The organism is Marinobacter sp. MMG032 (assembly GCF_040112695.1).
In the GTDB taxonomy this organism is placed as follows: Bacteria; Pseudomonadota; Gammaproteobacteria; order Pseudomonadales; family Oleiphilaceae; genus Marinobacter; species Marinobacter salsuginis.
Genome location: NZ_CP157802.1, coordinates 1828268 through 1843784 on the forward strand (window position 1 = coordinate 1828268; position 15517 = coordinate 1843784).

The following is a 15517-nucleotide window of genomic DNA, read 5'->3' on the forward strand; positions in this document are numbered from 1 at the left end:
CCCCCGCTCATTCAGGAAGGCAGCTCTCGGGTGCGAGCTGGTCTTCGAGAGTTTCACGGCGACGAACCACATGCACCTGGTCGCCATCGACCATCAGTTCCGGCGGCCGGTTCCGCGTGTTGTAATTGGAACTCATGACGAACCCGTAGGCACCGGCAGAGCGAACTGCCAGCAGATCCCCCGCCTGGAGGCGCAGATGACGATCCTTGCCCAGGAAGTCGCCGGTTTCACACACCGGGCCGACCAGATCCCAGGCCTTTTCCTCGCCTTCCTGATGCGGCCTGACCGGAATGATCGCCTGCCAGGCGCTGTACAGGGCCGGACGAATCAGATCATTCATCGCGGCATCAATGATGGCAAAGTTCCGATGCTCGGTGCACTTCAGGAACTCGACCCTGGTCAACAGAATGCCGGCATTGGCGGCAATGGAACGGCCCGGCTCGAGAATCAGCTCCAGCTTCCGGTCACCCATGCGCTCGGCCAGCGCTTTCACATAGTCCGATGGCTGCGGCGGCTGCTCCTGATTATAGGTAACACCCAGGCCACCGCCCATATCCAGATGATGGATGTGAATGCCCTGCTCCGCCAGGGAATCAATCAGGGCCAGCACACGGTCAAGGGCGTCCAGGAACGGTGACACACTGGTCAACTGGGAACCAATGTGGCAGTCAACACCCTTCACTTCGAGATTCGGCATACCGGCGGCACGGGCATACACCTGTGGGGCTTCGGCAATGTCGATGCCGAACTTGTTCTCTTTCAGGCCCGTGGAAATGTAGGGATGGGTACCGGCATCAACATCCGGGTTCACCCTCAGAGAAACCGGTGCCTTCACGCCGAGCTCGCCCGCCACGGCATTGAGCCGGTCCAGTTCGGTGTCGGATTCGACATTGAAACAGCGTACGCCCACCTCGAGCGCCCGCTTCATTTCCCACTCCTGCTTGCCGACGCCGGAGAAGACCACCCGTGATGGGTCGCCACCGGCTTTCAACACCCGCTCCAGCTCACCGGCCGAAACAATATCGAAGCCGGCACCGAGCCGGGCTAGAACATTCAGCACGGCCAGATTGCTGTTGGCTTTTACCGCGTAGCACACCAGATGCGGATGATCCCGAAGGGCATCGTCGTAGGCCCGATAGTGCCGCTCGAGCGTCGCGCGGGAGTAAACATAGGCCGGAGTGCCAAAACGATCGGCAATGGCAGAGACAGGGACATCCTCGGCGTAGAGCTCGCCGTCGCGGTAGTTGAAATGATCCATGAGTTTCCTGATTCGTTGTACGGGGTCGGGAGGCCGGCGCGCTACTCGCGGTTTTCTTCCCTGTCTGACGGCTCCTGGGCGGAATCCGCCGCGGAATTCGCAGATGCGGCCTGACTGTCACGGTACAACGGACCTTTCTGGCCGCAACCGCTCACAGTCAGAGCCAGTATCAGCACCATGATCGGCAGAGTCCACGCTCGCATATCGGCTACCTACCCCTGAGTTCACTATGGACGCAGTATACCTGACACCCGCCCCGGGCCGCGAGGTCAGCGCGCGTTTGCAAGGTGCCGGTTCAAAGAGTCCTCCAGTACAGACCGGTAATAGAGGTACTGACTGGTCTGGATGTCCTGCTGATAGACACGCGGGTCGAGGTCGTGGGGCAGATGGACGTCGGTCAGGTACACCGGGTAACCCTCGTCACTCTGGCGCAGGGACCGGATGTAGTGGGCCACCGCCGGAATCAGTTGGTCACCATACTCCTGTACGCTGAATTCCTGGTCACCGCAAAAGATGTCGAATCGCAGCCGACTGTCCCCCTCATGGATACCCACGGCCTGAACCTCAAACCCGGGCAGGGGTACGCCCGAATCCGATTCGGGACGGTATTCGGCGCGCCAGGTCCCGTCACGCCGGATGATTTCGTAACACTGAACGCCTGCAACTACTCCGGCCGATTCGGTGTGGCGCAGCAGCCTCCGCTCAATCAGGTTATCCAGAAACCGCAGAACCGGTACCAGGAGGTGCCGGCGGCTGGTCACCGCCTGCTCCCAGCTGAACACCGAACCCAGCTCATCAACCACCCAGAGCCGCGCCCGGTCACCCAGAATCCGGTAGAACACCTGGATATTATCCGGTTCGCTGGCCAGGCAAACCGCCCGCAGGGCCGGCTCCTCCTGCAGCGCATAACGATCAAACACCACCGGCAGGTAACGTTCCTGGGGCATTGCCAGATGCTCCATCAACGCTTCAAAACTCTCCAGGGCCACGAATCCCGGCTCCAGGCCATTGAACTGGAGCAGGAAGTAGCGTCGATCCATCTCGATCACATAGCGCAGCGGATGCGGGCCGGCACCGCCGGCGAAGAAGGGTCTGAGCACATCGGCAAACAGTTCCTGAACCCGGCGGGCAATCGCGGAACCGTGGCCCCGGTTGTGGCAGTGCACCTGAACGCCTGGCAGTTCAGCCGGATTTGCTGCCACCGAGGCAAGAATATTCTTCAGGCACTGGATCAGGGTGTCGCCGGCCGCGTAGTGTTGCAGACTCACCTCGTGCCAGCTGTTGAAGGTGATCTGGTCGATGCTGATCACCAGATTCTCCCGACCGCCACTGAAACCAAGAGAATCATGTCGCGAGCTGAGCTTGTGGAGCCCCTTTTCCGTGAGGTGCGCCTGGGGATCGACACCCACGTTGACCAGCAGCAGGTTTCTAAGGGGGCGAACACCCCGGGACAGCGCCTCCCGCTCGGCCGGCGGAACCGGAAAGGGCAGGAACGCGGACAGCGCGTCCAGCATTTCCCGCAATTCGCTGACCGAGGCAATGCTGGTTCCCGAACGTACATTCAGTCGTGTCGATCTTGTCAGCAGACCATTGCAGTAGCACCAGACCATCAGTTCCGCCAGATTACCCGAGCGACGAATGACGGGTTGCCAGAACGCATCGGCCGGATCTTCCAGATCCCGATACAGGAGCCAGCCATTGGAATCGCCACCCTGCTCCGATTGATGATGGAACGCCAGGTTTTCCTCGGCCAGTGAAGGAGCCAGTCCGGGGTTGATCTGCTCAATTTTGCCGGCTTTGCGCTGAAATGCCGCATAGAGTTTGCGGCCCAAGAGGTTGATATCGTTGGCACTGATAGCAGCCCGCTGGCCATGTTCCCTGGCCATTTTCGACAGCAACCGGTAACTATGAGTCAATTCGTTGACAATGGTTCGGCGCAAGGTGGTGACATCCTCCGCCCGCCAGCGCTGACGCTCGTCCAGCTCTGAAAGCGTACTCTCGGACCAGCCCCAATCTGTCACTAGCTGGCGCAACAGGCGAGCGCGCCACTGCTCCCCTGAAGCCTCCGACCGGGTCAGCGGCAAACCGGCTTTCAGGTACAGGCTCCGACGGATCAGGTCCAGTCTCGAGGCCACTTCTGGCCCGGCAAGCCAGCCTTCAAGGCGGCTGTAAAGCATGACGTAAGGGTCGAGGCTGTCGGCATCGGTCTCTCCCCGGAACACGGCCCGCTTGAACTCGGCGGACAACAAGACCTCGCCGGTGGTGCGCGCATAGCATTCGATCAGAAGCAGCTTGAGGATCGACTTCCAGGGCGCGTCAATTCCCTTGTACAGCTGCCAGACACCGGCACCAAGAAATTCTGCCTCGGGGATCCCCGGTACCGGGCCAAAATCGATGTAATCCTCGGCGCGCACAAACCGGAAATCGACCAGCTTGCGCATGCAGTCGTCGTAGTTGTGCTCCTGTTCCGGGGGAATCAGCCACCACATGGGCCACGCGCCGGCCAGATGGATGCTGGTCCGGTAGAACTCATCCAGAAGCAGGAAATGCTGGGCACTGCCACAGTTTTCGCCGGTTACTTCCGCCCGCTGTCGGCCGGCCCGCCAGTCCGAGGCACAGAAAACGAAAACATGAAGCTCCACACCAAACGATTCCGCCCAGCGGGTCAGCTTGGTGGCCTTGCGTTCAAGACAGCGAATGCCCCGCTCCGGCAAATCGCTGCGGTGGCAGAGCCAGACATCGAGGTCACTGGCCACGGAGTGACCCAGGGTTCCCGGGCTGCCCATCAGGAATACGGCGTCCAGATCCGGCTTGCGCTTGCCCTCATCCTTCAGCGAAAAGGTTCGGGCCAGCCGCCGCGCCGCATTGATCGTGGCCGGCGAAGGTTTGTAATTACTGAAACCATAAGGGCAATCGCTGTCCAGATAACCGGGCAACGCGGGATGGTTGAGATGAAACGCCAGAGGCAGAATTTCCAGCACCATCTGCTGGCGATAGGACAACGCCGAATGGGCGCGATTCCAGCGCTGCTGATTGACCAGTAGAAACCGGTCCCTCAGACGACGGAGGGTCTTGCGATCTATTCCCTCCTCAAAGTCGAGGGAAATCGGGGCAACGTGGGCGGTCAAGGCGGCTCCGCAGAGAGGTTCTTTTCAGCATCAGTATGAGTATGATGTCGGCATCGTGGCAAAACCTTTAGAAAAATAAAAGCTGGAGAACGCGCGAGGCTCATCCGCTGTGAAAGAATTCATCATCCGCCGCTACCGATCGGAACAGTCCCCGGCGTCTGAGCGCCAGACTGTTTTACGTATCGACGATGAAGGCAAAGTGCTGTTCGCCGACCATCAGGCCGAGGCGGTGCTCGGCTATGACGCCAGCGAACTGGAGGGGCAGCCGGTGCACCGCATACTGGCGTCACGCCAGGACGATCCCTTCGCACCCGCCAACCGCCATCGAATCGAGAGAGGCCAGAATGTCCTGGTGACCTTCCGGCACAAGGAGGGCTTTTTCTATACCGCCAGTCTAACCCTGCGGCTGGACATGCGAGACTCCGACAAGGCAGCCAGCGCCACGATAACCCTGTGCGACAGCTCCAACAGGGATTCCCGGCTGTTGCGGGCCGCCGAGAGCAGTGCCGGTTTCGGGATCTGGGAACTGGACACTCGAAGCAATGAAATGACCTGGACCGAGGGTATGTTCCAGCTTCTCGAACTGAGACCTGGCGCCGAGATCACGCCCGAGCAGGCGCTGTTCTACTGCCAGACCGGACAGCCCCGGGTGCGAGCCATGTTCCGTCGCTGCCTCCGCACGGGAGAGGCGTTTTCCCTCGATCTTGATATCGTCACCTCGCGGCAGAACCAGCGGCGGGTGACGCTCAGTTGTCGGGCACTGAAGCAGGGTGGCAGGATTCCACGGCTCGGCGGCACCCTGGTGGACCGGACCGCCGACATGCAACTCGACAAAGCCCGCCAGCATGCGAACACCATGCTTGCTGCCACCACCAGCGCCACCCCGGATCTGGTTGTCGCCGTCGATGCTTCGTTCAACCTGCTCCATTTCAATACCCCCTGGGCCAGACAGTTTTACGAGACCTTCGGCCGGCACCCCGAAGTGGGCGATAATCTGAGCGACCTTCTGAACGAGTTCCCGAACGAACGAAGGCTGATGGAGCGGCTCTGGCACCGGGCCTTCGAACGCGACAGCTTTGTGGTTGAGATGCCCATGGCCCAGCAATCCCGTGAGTTGCCGGTGCATGAATTCCACTACCAGCGCCTGACCAACGACCAGGGCGACGTCACCGGCGCCGTGCACGTGGCCCGTCGCATAGAGCCCAAGCTGAATCATGCCTCCAGCGAGGAATACCGGATACGCCACGATCCGGTTACCGGCCTGATGAACCGCAAGGCATTCATCGCCCGATTGCTGAGAACCCTGGAGCAGAAGACCCATCGGGAATCCTGCGACAGTCTGCTCTACCTGGATCTTGACGAATTCGAGCGTTTCAACGATCTGGCCGGCAGCGGAACCTGTGACCGCTATCTCCGGGAACTGGCCGGAAACCTGGGCGTACGGGTGCGCCAGCGCGATGCCCTGGCTCGACTTGCCGGCGACACCTTCGCACTTCTGATCGAGAACTGTCCGGAAGCCCGGGCCCGCAAGATCGCCCAGGAAACCCTCAATCTGATCGGCGACTTTGTTTTCGACTGGCAGGGACACAAGCTCCAGACCACCGCTTCAGGCGGTCTTCTGATTCTGGACGGCGACCTCCCCGGAGACCCCGAGCAGCTTCTGAGCCAGGCAGCCGATCTGTGCCATACCGCCAAGACATCCGGGCGAAACCGGGTGCACGCCGCCAGGGCCATTGTCCACCAGACCGACGAATCCACTGCTAGCAAACGGGTCGAGCAGATCCGCGACGCGCTGGATAATCACAACCTGATTCTCGAATATCAGGCAATGCGACCGGTGGCCAGCCCCACCTGGGGCGACCATATTGAGATCCTTTGCCGGATTCCGACGACCGCAGACAATGAAGCAGCACTGAAGCCCGACGACTTCCTGCCGATCGCGGAACGTTTTGACCTGGCCAAACGACTGGATCGCCAGGTGATCCGACAAACCCTGGATTGGCTGGGCAACCAGCCGTTGCTCGAACCACGATTGAAGTACTGCGGCTTCAACCTGTCCCTGGCCAGCGTTCTGGACGATACCTTCGCGGATTTTATGGCCGATGTGCTCAGTGATTCAGCGTTCGACCCCGGCTGTTTCTGCCTGGAAATCAGGGAAGCCCACGCCACCCAGTACCCCGATGACGTGGCCGTCCTGTGCGACGCATTGCATCGGGCCGGTTTCCGTGTCGCCCTGGACGGCGCAGGGGCTTCCGTCGAGAGCTACAGCCTGGCCGCCAGATTGCCGGTGGATATCATCAAACTGGATCGGAGAATGGTTCAGCAGCTGGAGGAGGACCCGGTGCAACAGGTGATGCTTGAAGCCCTGCACCGGATTGCCGAGGCCGCCGGCAAGATCACCGTGGCCACTTTTATCGAGAGCGACGACGCCCTGCGCAAGGTCCGGACCCTGGGCATACATTACGGTCAGGGGTACCGGCTGTTCCGCCCACAACCGCTTGACGAACTCACACCCGCGGCAGTGGACCTGACAACGGGGCGAATCGGCGGCTAGCCGTTCCGCCCCGGGGAAATGCTTCAGCCCAGTTGAGCACGGGCCCGGCCGACCGCCGCGCGCACCTGGTCCGGGGCAGTACCACCCAGATGGTCACGGGCCTGGACCGAGCCTTCCAGGGTGAGCACATCAAAGACATCAGCGCCAATATGATCGGAGAACTGCTGCAGCTCTTCCAGGGTCATATCGGACAGGTCGCGACCTTCAGCCACCCCGAACGCCACGGACTTGCCCACGATTTCATGGGCATCCCGGAAGGGTACGCCTTTCTTCACCAGGTAATCCGCCAGATCAGTGGCGGTGGAGAAGCCTCGCTTGGCCGCTACCCGCATGTTATCCGCCTTGGAGCGAATCGCCGGAATCATGTCGGCATAGGCCTTCAGGCAGCCCTTCACGGTATCCACGGTGTCGAACAGCGGTTCCTTGTCTTCCTGATTGTCCTTGTTGTAGGCAAGCGGCTGGCTCTTCATCAGCGTCAACAGACTGATCAGATGGCCGTTGACCCGACCGGTCTTGCCCCGGACCAGTTCCGGCACATCCGGGTTCTTTTTCTGGGGCATGATGGACGAGCCGGTGCAGAACCGGTCCGGCAGGTCAATGAAGTCAAACTGGGCAGAGGTCCAAAGCACCAATTCCTCGCTGAACCGTGACAGATGCGTCATCAGCAGCGCCGCAAAGCTACAGAACTCGATGGCGAAATCCCGGTCGCTGACGGAGTCCAGGCTGTTCTCGGTGGGCCGGTCAAAGCCAAGCAGCCGGGCAGTCATTGCCCGATCAATGGGATAGGTGGTGCCAGCCAGCGCAGCCGCGCCCAGGGGCATTACGTTCACCCGCTTGCGACAGTCCTGCAAGCGCTCGGCATCCCGCACCAGCATCTCGTACCAGGCCAGCAGGTGATGCCCGAAGGTCACCGGCTGGGCAGTCTGCAGATGGGTGAAGCCGGGCATGATGGTATCCGCCTCGCGCTCGGCCAGGTCCAGCAGGCCTGCTTGCAAGCGCTTCAGTTCCTCGGCGATGACATCGATTTCGTCCCGCAGGTACAGACGGATGTCGGTGGCCACCTGGTCGTTACGGCTGCGACCGGTGTGGAGTTTCTTGCCGGTGATGCCAATACGGTCGGTCAGGCGTGCCTCGATGTTCATGTGCACGTCTTCCAGACTCACGGACCACTGGAAATTGCCGGCCTCGATATCTGCCTTGACCCCGTTCAGGCCCTCGATGATCTGGTCCCGCTCCTCATTGGTGAGCACGCCAACCTCGGCCAGCATGGTGGCATGGGCAATGGAGCCGGTGATGTCGTGATGGTACAGGCGCTGGTCAAATCCCACGGATGCGGTAAATTTTTCAACGAAAGCATCGGTGGGTTCACTGAAGCGTCCGCCCCAGGGTTTTTCAGAGCTTGTGGTCTGGTCAGACTTTTTCTGATCCGTCATGGTCTATCTTTCCTGCTGACAGCCCGGCATCATCTGGCGGGAACTGGGTACATTGAACGTGGCGGGAGTATACCATTCTGACCCGGGTAAAGGAGACACCCCGTAACGGGGACAAAGACATGACTGCGAGCGAGTTCTTCGTTCCGGACCTGTGCCGGGTGAGGGCCGTGTTTCTGTTGCTGGTCACCAGTGAACTGCTGGTTCTGGTGCTCGCCATAGTGCAGGCGGAGCGGGGCTGGATTGACTGGAATTACTTCGGGCTGTTGTCGCTGTTCGTGCAGTGGACCACCCTCACCAGTGCTGCCCTGATCTGCCTCCTGCGCGCACGGCTGGCGCGAATGTCCGTCTCTGGGGCGACAACCACCATTGTTGCCATTGTTTTGCTGGATGTGCTGGCGTTCAGCCTGTTTGCCGACAGCGTACTGCACCCTCAGGATGGCGTGGCCGTGTGGCAGGGAGTGGCCAAAAAAATGCTGCTGGCACTGCTGATCGTGCTCATGGTGCTGCGTTATTTTTACCTGCAGCACCAGTGGCAACAGCAGCGTGAAGCGGAAATGCAGGCGCATCTGGCATCGCTTCAGGCCCGCATTCAGCCCCACTTCCTGTTCAACAGCATGAATACCATTGCGAGCCTGATTGCCACCAACCCGGAACGGGCGGAAGAGGCGGTCCTGGATCTGTCGGAACTGTTTCGCGCCAGCCTTCGCACCGGCGACCAGCTGATCCCGCTGTCCAGGGAACTGGCACTGTGCCAACGCTACCTGGCCATCGAGGCGCTGCGCCTGGGCGACCGCCTGAAACTGGAATGGCAGATTGAAGAGGGTCTGGAGCAACAGGCCATTCCCCCGCTCACGCTGCAGCCGCTGGTGGAAAACGCCATCTACCACGGCATCCAGCCCCGGCCGGAAGGTGGCACCGTGCGAATTGAAGCCCAGGCCAAAGGCGAGTTTGTCTACCTGCTGGTACAGAATCCAAAGCCGGACCAGAATAACCGGCAACACGAGGGCAACCGAATGGCGCTGGCCAACATACAGTCCCGGCTCCGGGCGCTGTTTGGCGAACCGGCGGTGTTAAAACACAGCCACCAGAACGACGTGTATACCGTTACCCTGAGATTGCCCCGGCAAAAGGCCGGCGAACAAAAAGCCCCAAAAACATGAGTTCATGAACTAGGAAATTGAGACCAGTCATGCCTGATACCCGCAGTGTCCTGATCGCCGATGACGAACCCCTGGCCCGCGAGCGCATCCGCCGGTTGGTGGAGGCGCTCCCGGGTTATCGGGTCTGTGGCGAAGCTGCCGACGGTGACAGTTCTCTGAAACAGGTGGCGGAACTTGAGCCGGATATACTGTTGCTGGACATCCGAATGCCCGGCATGGACGGTATGGAGGCTGCCAGCCGCCTGAGCCAGTTGGCCAATCCGCCTGCCCTGATTTTCTGCACGGCCTACGACCATTACGCCATCCAGGCGTTTGACGTGCAGGCCATCGCCTACCTGCTCAAACCGGTTCGCAAGGAGGCCTTGGCAGATGCCCTGGCCCGGGCCGGCAGGGTCAACCGGGTACAGCTGCAGGCCCTGAACGGACAGGCGGCACAGAACCAGGAGCAGCTGGCGGTGCGCACCCACCGGGGCACCGAGCTGATCGATCTGTCGGAAATCCTCTACTGCGAGGCGGATCAGAAGTACGTCACCATCCACCACACTCGGGGTGAAACCGTATGCGACTATACCCTGAAGGAGCTGGAAAACAGTTACCCGAGCACCCTGCTGCGAATCCATCGGAACACGCTGGTGGGTGTCCGGTTTATCCAGGCACTGAAACGGACACCGGATGGCCACAACCTGGTCGTGCTCAGGGATGGTCAGGGCGAGCTGCCGGTGAGCCGCCGCCATACAAGCAACGTGCGCCAATGGCTTCAGGAACACCAGCCAGGTTGAATCCGTAGCGCTCCCCAGAGTTAGTCGCCACGGGACTTTTCTGCCGCCACAAGGTAACCTTGGCGAACATTTTTTTCGAACCGACAGTGAGTGTCATGTCCAAACGTACCCTTCGCATTGCAACCCGCAGCAGCGCACTGGCGCTGTGGCAGGCGGAATTCATCAAGGCCGAGCTGGAAAGGCTGCACGACAACATCACCGTGGAACTGGTCAAGATCAAGACCCAGGGTGACAAGATACTGGACGTGCCACTGGCCAAAATCGGCGGCAAGGGCCTGTTCGTCAAGGAACTGGAAGAAGCCATGCTCGACGGCCGCGCCGATCTGGCTGTGCACTCCATGAAAGACGTGCCCATGGAGTTTCCGGAAGGCCTGGGACTGGTGGCGATCTGTGAGCGCGAAGACCCGACCGACGCTTTCGTCAGCAACCACTACGACAACGTTGACGCCCTGCCCGAGGGTGCCGTGGTCGGTACGGCGAGCCTGCGTCGTGAGGCCCAACTCAGGGCCTATCGCCCGGATCTGAAAATCCGCGTGTTGCGCGGCAACGTCAACACCCGGCTGGCCAAGCTTGATGCCGGCGAATACGAAGCCATTGTGCTGGCCAGCTCAGGTCTGAAGCGTCTGGGCTTTCACGAGCGCATCCGGTATTGCCTGCCGGACACCGTCTCGCTGCCGGCGGTCGGCCAGGGGGCGCTCGGGATCGAATGCCGGGTGGATGATCAGGAACTCCTGGCCATGCTTGAACCCCTGAAGCACAAAGACACCTGGGATCGTGTCACTGCCGAGCGGGCCCTGAACCGTCGCCTTGAGGGCGGCTGCCAGGTTCCAATCGCCGCCTATGCGCTGCTTGAGGATGATGACACGATCTGGCTGCGGGGCCTGGTGGGCGCCGTTGATGGCACCCAGATCTTCCGGGTCGAGGGCCGCGCACCAAGGGCCGAAGGCGAGCGCCTGGGCCGGGAACTGGCCGAGGACCTCCTGGCTCTCGGAGCGGACAAGGTGCTGGCTGAAATCTATGGCCACACACCAACCTGAGCCTGACCTGATCGGCCGGCGGATACTGATCTGCCGGCCTGAACCCGAGGCCTCGCGCCTGGCCAGCCGATTTCGTTCCGCCGGGGCCGACGTACAGATTCTGCCCCTGATTGACCGGGAACCTCTGCCGGAAACACCCGAGCGGCGGACGCTTATCCTGAGTCTGGATGAATTCTCCCATGTGATCGCCGTGAGCCCGTTTGCCGCCCGCCTTCTGCTTGAGGAGGTTGACACCTGGTGGCCCCAGCTGCCCATGGGCATCCGCTGGTATGGCGTTGGCGCTGGCACCGCATCGGTGCTTGCCGAGCACGGCCTCAGTCCGCGCAGACCGCCAGAGGGCTGGACCAGCGAGGCGCTCCTGGCACTTCCGTCACTGCAAAACCTCGAAGGCGAACGGGTTTTGCTCGCCCGCGGTGAAACCGGCCGGGAACTGATCCGGGAAACACTCGAATCCCGGGGCGCCAGGGTCACCCTCCTGCCTCTGTATCGCCGCTTTCGCCCGGACCACTCGCCGGAGCAGATCCGGGCCACTCTCGGCACCTTTGCTCCGGAGGCCATCGTCGTCCTGTCCGGAGAAACCTTGAACAATCTCATCGCACTATGTGCGAATAGCAGCCATAATCTATACGATAGGTTATTGATTGTTCCCGCAGATCGGGTTGCCGAACAGGCCCGGGCCGCGGGATTCACAAATCCGTGTATACCAGGAAGCCTTGCCGATAACGACATCGTGGCCACGGTTGCAGCGCAACTTGCCGGCCGGGACGGTGGCTCCGGAAAAGCCAAGTAAGGACGCCCGTGACAGACACTACGAATCAACTGCCCGCAACCGTTTCCAAGGAACCACCCGCCCGCCAGAAACTTTGGCCAATAGGGCTCGTCGCCATTATTGCGCTGATTATCGCTGTCGCCCTGACCCTCTGGAGCTGGCAGCAGTGGAACAATCACCAGGCCGTGATGCAGAAACTTCAGAGCCTGCAACAGGACACCGCCCAGCTTGAAGACCGATATGGCGACCGCGGCAGCCAGCAGAGCCAGCGTCTGCAGTCCCTGGAAGAGAAACTGGCAAGCCAGCGGGAGCTGATTGCCACCCAGCAGCGCCAGATCGACCACAACGCCCGTGAACTGCTGGAAGCCGGCAACCGCACACGCACAGACTGGCTACTGGCAGAGGCGGAATACCTGCTGCGCATTGCCAATCAGCGACTGATGATCGAAAAAGACATTCGCGGCGCCATGTCGGCCCTGGAAGCGGCCGATGAAGTACTGGCTGAATCCGACGACATTGGTGTTTATCCGGTGCGCCAGCAGCTCGCCCGTGAAATCCTGGCGCTCAAGGGCCTTACCGGCGTGGATCGGACCGGTCTTTACCTGAAACTGGAAGCCGCCATCGACAGCATTCACCAGCTCACTGACCAGGCTCTGATCAGCGAAAACGCCCCCGGCTTTATTGTTAACGCCGGCGCGGAACAGGAAGCTGACGCCGGCGGCGAGCCGGGTGCCCTTCTCCAGGCCTGGAACAAGGTGAAAGCCACCCTGATGCAAGTGGTGGTTGTGCGTCGCATGGATGAGCCGGTAAAACCCCTGTTGTCGCCGGACCAGAGCGCCTATGCCCGCCTCAACCTGCAGCTGATGCTGGAAGAGGCCGAGATGGCGGTCCTGCGGGGCAATCAGCCCCTGTATGAGCGGGCGCTGACCAAAGCCCGGACCACCATTGATGACTGGTACAACGCCAGCAATCCCAGGGTAGCAGCCCTGAGTGACACCCTGGCCGAGCTGGCGCAGAAAAACGTGGACCCCGAGCTGCCCGACATCAGTCAGTCCCTGGACCTCCTCAAGGAACGGCTGGCCGGACGCCTGAACGCCAACAACGGAGATGGCGAGGATAATACCGGCGGTGGCAATGGAGGCGACGATTCATGATTCGCCTGTTACTCATCATCCTGCTGGCGCTGCTGATAGGCACCGGCCTGTCCCTCGGGTTGCAATACGATCTGGGCTACATCCGAATCAGCCTGGGCCATTACCTGATTGAGACCAACTTCTGGGTTGGGCTGGGCCTGATCGTGGCCCTCATCGTGCTGACCGTGCTGACCATCAACCTTATCCGCCGACTCAGAACCAGTACCGGTCTGGTAGCTGGCTGGATTGCCCGAGGCAACGAACGCCGCGCCCGGCGGCGGACCACCCAGGGGCTTCTGGCATTGGCCGAAGGCAACTGGCCCAGAGCCCGGAAACTGCTGACATCCTCCGCCAGCCATGCCGATACGCCCCTGATCAATTATCTGGCCGCGGCCCAGGCATCGTTCGAATCCGGTGATCACGAGGCGGTGGATGAATTATTGCGCAAAGCCTTCGACAGCACCCCCGGCTCCGACATGGCGGTTGGCATTACCCAGGCCCAACTGCAGCTGGCCGGCAACCGGCTGGAGCAGGCCCTGGCCACGCTGGTTCGCCTGCGCAAACAGTCACCCCATCACCCCTTTGTGCTCAAGCTGCTGAAAAACACCTATTTGCGCCTGGAGGACTGGCGCGAACTGTCCCGGCTACTGCCCGAGCTGCGCAAACGCAGCGTGCTGTCGGAAGCCGAACTCAATGATCTCGAGCGTCAGGTATGGCACAACCTGCTGGAGCGTGCCGCCGAGGATTGTCGGCGCCAGCAGCAACAGGACCCCGATGCGTCGCTGGAACCGCTAACCCGCCTCTGGGACGAACTACCGGGCTTCCTGCGCCGCGACGAATACACTATTCGGGATTATGCCCGCCTGCTGGCCGGCCTTGGCGACGAGGTTCAGACCGAAACGCTGTTGCGCAAGGTGCTGCGCAACCACTGGAGTGACGAGCTGATCAACCTCTATGGGCGGGTAAAAGGCCAGAAGCCGGATGAACAGTTATTGCTGGCAGAACAGTGGCTGAAAGACCGGCCGAACAACCCCGAGCTTCTGCTGGCGCTGGGCCGACTGAGCCTGCGCAACGAACTCTGGGGCAAGGCCCGGGAATATTTCGAAACCAGCCTGCGGCTGAAGCGCAGCCGGGAGGCTCTGGCTGAGCTGAGCCGCCTGAATGCCCACATGGGCGAGGAAGAGGCCAGCGTCAAACTGCTTATGCAGGGACTGGCCAAGGATAACGGATTGCCGGAACTGCCGATGCCAAGGGCCTGATTCAGGTCCTTGGCGCGTATTCCAGCACGTCAGAGAAGAACGCCTCTTCAGGCAGACCCGCATCCACCAGCGCATCCATCAGGGTGTACACCATGGTGGGCGAACCGCTGGCATGGACTTCGACATTGTTCCAGTCCATTCCGGAAGCCAGAACAGCCCGAACCAGCTGGTCGTGATGGCCTGCCCAATCGTTGTCTTCATCGTCCCCTACCACCGGCAGGAACGTGAAACGGGGCCACTCCTCCTGCCACTGCTGTGCCAGGGCGCGAAGGTACATATCCTCGTGCCGGCGCACTCCCCAGTAGAGCTTGACCGGCTGATCGTAGGAAGTCTCCCGCAGGTAATCCACCAGGCTTTTCATCTGGGCAAAACCGGTACCCGCGGCCACCAGCAGCAAAGGTTTCGTTGGCGCCGAAGCCAGGCATGCCTTGCCGTGGGGGAGTTCCACCGTCACTTCACCGCCCGACGTCAGGGCATCAATGACTTTCTGTGCCGACACCCACTCCGGGGTCGCCTGAATGTGCAATTCGATGTTCTGTGCCGATGGGCTGCTGGCGATGGAAAAGTAGCAGGGGTCGGCATCCGGTAGATTGACCGATAGATACTGCCCGGCGTGAAACGACAGTTCCCGACGCCGCGGGAGCTGCAGCTCAACGCGATAGACATCGTGACTGATGGAACGTACGTCCACGACCTTTGCCTGAAACTTGCCAGGCTGATTGTTTCCAGCTGCCATAACGGCGGATATCTCCAGTTCCAGGTCCGTGAGCGCGACGCTTCGGCACATCATCAAGCGCTCGCCGACCTCTATAATCTGTTGGTTTCGGGTATTCAGTACGCTGCCGGCCAGCAATCGGGCCTCGCAGATTTCACATACCCCATTGCGGCAGGCCGCCGGCACTGCAATGCCAGCCTGCGCGGCAGCGCTGAGCAAATCTGCCTCCGGTGCTGCTGTGAAAGCGATACCAGAGGGCAAAATCCGCACTGCCCTGTGTTCACTGCCCATA

At 60.9% G+C, this 15517-nt stretch carries 12 protein-coding genes; 7 read left to right on the forward strand and 5 right to left on the reverse strand.

Annotation, left to right across the window (positions count from 1 at the left end):
- Positions 1 to 7: 7 nt before the first annotated feature.
- The 3 genes from lysA to ABNF92_RS08465 form a co-directional block, all read right to left on the reverse strand.
- Positions 8 to 1258, reverse strand: coding sequence for a diaminopimelate decarboxylase (gene lysA, locus ABNF92_RS08455; RefSeq protein WP_222466036.1), 1251 nt, complete (start codon positions 1256 to 1258; stop codon positions 8 to 10).
- Positions 1259 to 1299: 41 nt separating this feature from the next.
- A complete protein-coding gene (locus ABNF92_RS08460; protein ID WP_228744417.1) occupies positions 1300 to 1461 on the reverse strand; it encodes a lipoprotein in 162 nt (53 codons plus the stop codon).
- A gap of 66 nt (positions 1462 to 1527) precedes the next feature.
- Entirely contained in the window at positions 1528 to 4386 is a 2859-nt protein-coding gene (locus tag ABNF92_RS08465) for a class I adenylate cyclase (RefSeq protein WP_349343898.1), read from the reverse strand.
- Positions 4387 to 4495: 109 nt separating this feature from the next.
- On the opposite strand from ABNF92_RS08465, the gene ABNF92_RS08470 reads away from it, so the two are divergent.
- The gene (locus ABNF92_RS08470) at positions 4496 to 6940 is read left to right on the forward strand and encodes an EAL domain-containing protein (RefSeq protein WP_349343899.1); all 2445 of its coding nucleotides are present in this window, start codon (positions 4496 to 4498) and stop codon (positions 6938 to 6940) included.
- Positions 6941 to 6963: 23 nt separating this feature from the next.
- Here the strand turns inward: ABNF92_RS08470 and argH are convergent, their stop codons facing one another.
- A complete protein-coding gene (gene argH, locus ABNF92_RS08475; RefSeq protein ID WP_153634857.1) occupies positions 6964 to 8373 on the reverse strand; it encodes an argininosuccinate lyase in 1410 nt (469 codons plus the stop codon).
- Positions 8374 to 8492: 119 nt separating this feature from the next.
- On the opposite strand from argH, the gene ABNF92_RS08480 reads away from it, so the two are divergent.
- The 6 genes from ABNF92_RS08480 to ABNF92_RS08505 all read left to right on the forward strand — a co-directional run bounded on the left by ABNF92_RS08480 (position 8493) and on the right by ABNF92_RS08505 (position 14510).
- A complete protein-coding gene (locus ABNF92_RS08480) occupies positions 8493 to 9533 on the forward strand; it encodes a sensor histidine kinase (protein ID WP_349343900.1) in 1041 nt (346 codons plus the stop codon).
- A 29-nt stretch (positions 9534 to 9562) separates the two neighbouring features.
- Positions 9563 to 10312: a LytTR family DNA-binding domain-containing protein gene (locus tag ABNF92_RS08485; RefSeq protein WP_069184730.1), complete on the forward strand. Its 750-nt coding sequence runs from the start codon at positions 9563 to 9565 to the stop codon at positions 10310 to 10312.
- A 95-nt stretch (positions 10313 to 10407) separates the two neighbouring features.
- Entirely contained in the window at positions 10408 to 11349 is a 942-nt protein-coding gene (gene hemC, locus ABNF92_RS08490; RefSeq protein ID WP_153637291.1) for a hydroxymethylbilane synthase, read from the forward strand.
- Positions 11330 to 12139 carry a uroporphyrinogen-III synthase gene (locus ABNF92_RS08495; protein ID WP_349343901.1) on the forward strand — a complete coding sequence of 270 codons (810 nt, stop codon included), beginning with the start codon at positions 11330 to 11332 and terminating at the stop codon, positions 12137 to 12139. Before hemC ends, ABNF92_RS08495 begins: the two co-directional genes overlap by 20 nt.
- Positions 12140 to 12147: 8 nt before the next feature.
- Positions 12148 to 13272: a uroporphyrinogen-III C-methyltransferase gene (locus tag ABNF92_RS08500; RefSeq protein WP_349343902.1), complete on the forward strand. Its 1125-nt coding sequence runs from the start codon at positions 12148 to 12150 to the stop codon at positions 13270 to 13272.
- Positions 13269 to 14510: a heme biosynthesis HemY N-terminal domain-containing protein gene (locus ABNF92_RS08505; RefSeq protein ID WP_069184727.1), complete on the forward strand. Its 1242-nt coding sequence runs from the start codon at positions 13269 to 13271 to the stop codon at positions 14508 to 14510. Before ABNF92_RS08500 ends, ABNF92_RS08505 begins: the two co-directional genes overlap by 4 nt.
- A gap of 1 nt (position 14511) precedes the next feature.
- Here ABNF92_RS08505 and ABNF92_RS08510 read toward each other — a convergent pair whose 3' ends face one another.
- Positions 14512 to 15516, reverse strand: coding sequence for a 2Fe-2S iron-sulfur cluster-binding protein (locus ABNF92_RS08510; RefSeq protein WP_349343903.1), 1005 nt, complete (start codon positions 15514 to 15516; stop codon positions 14512 to 14514).
- Position 15517: the final 1 nt, after the last annotated feature.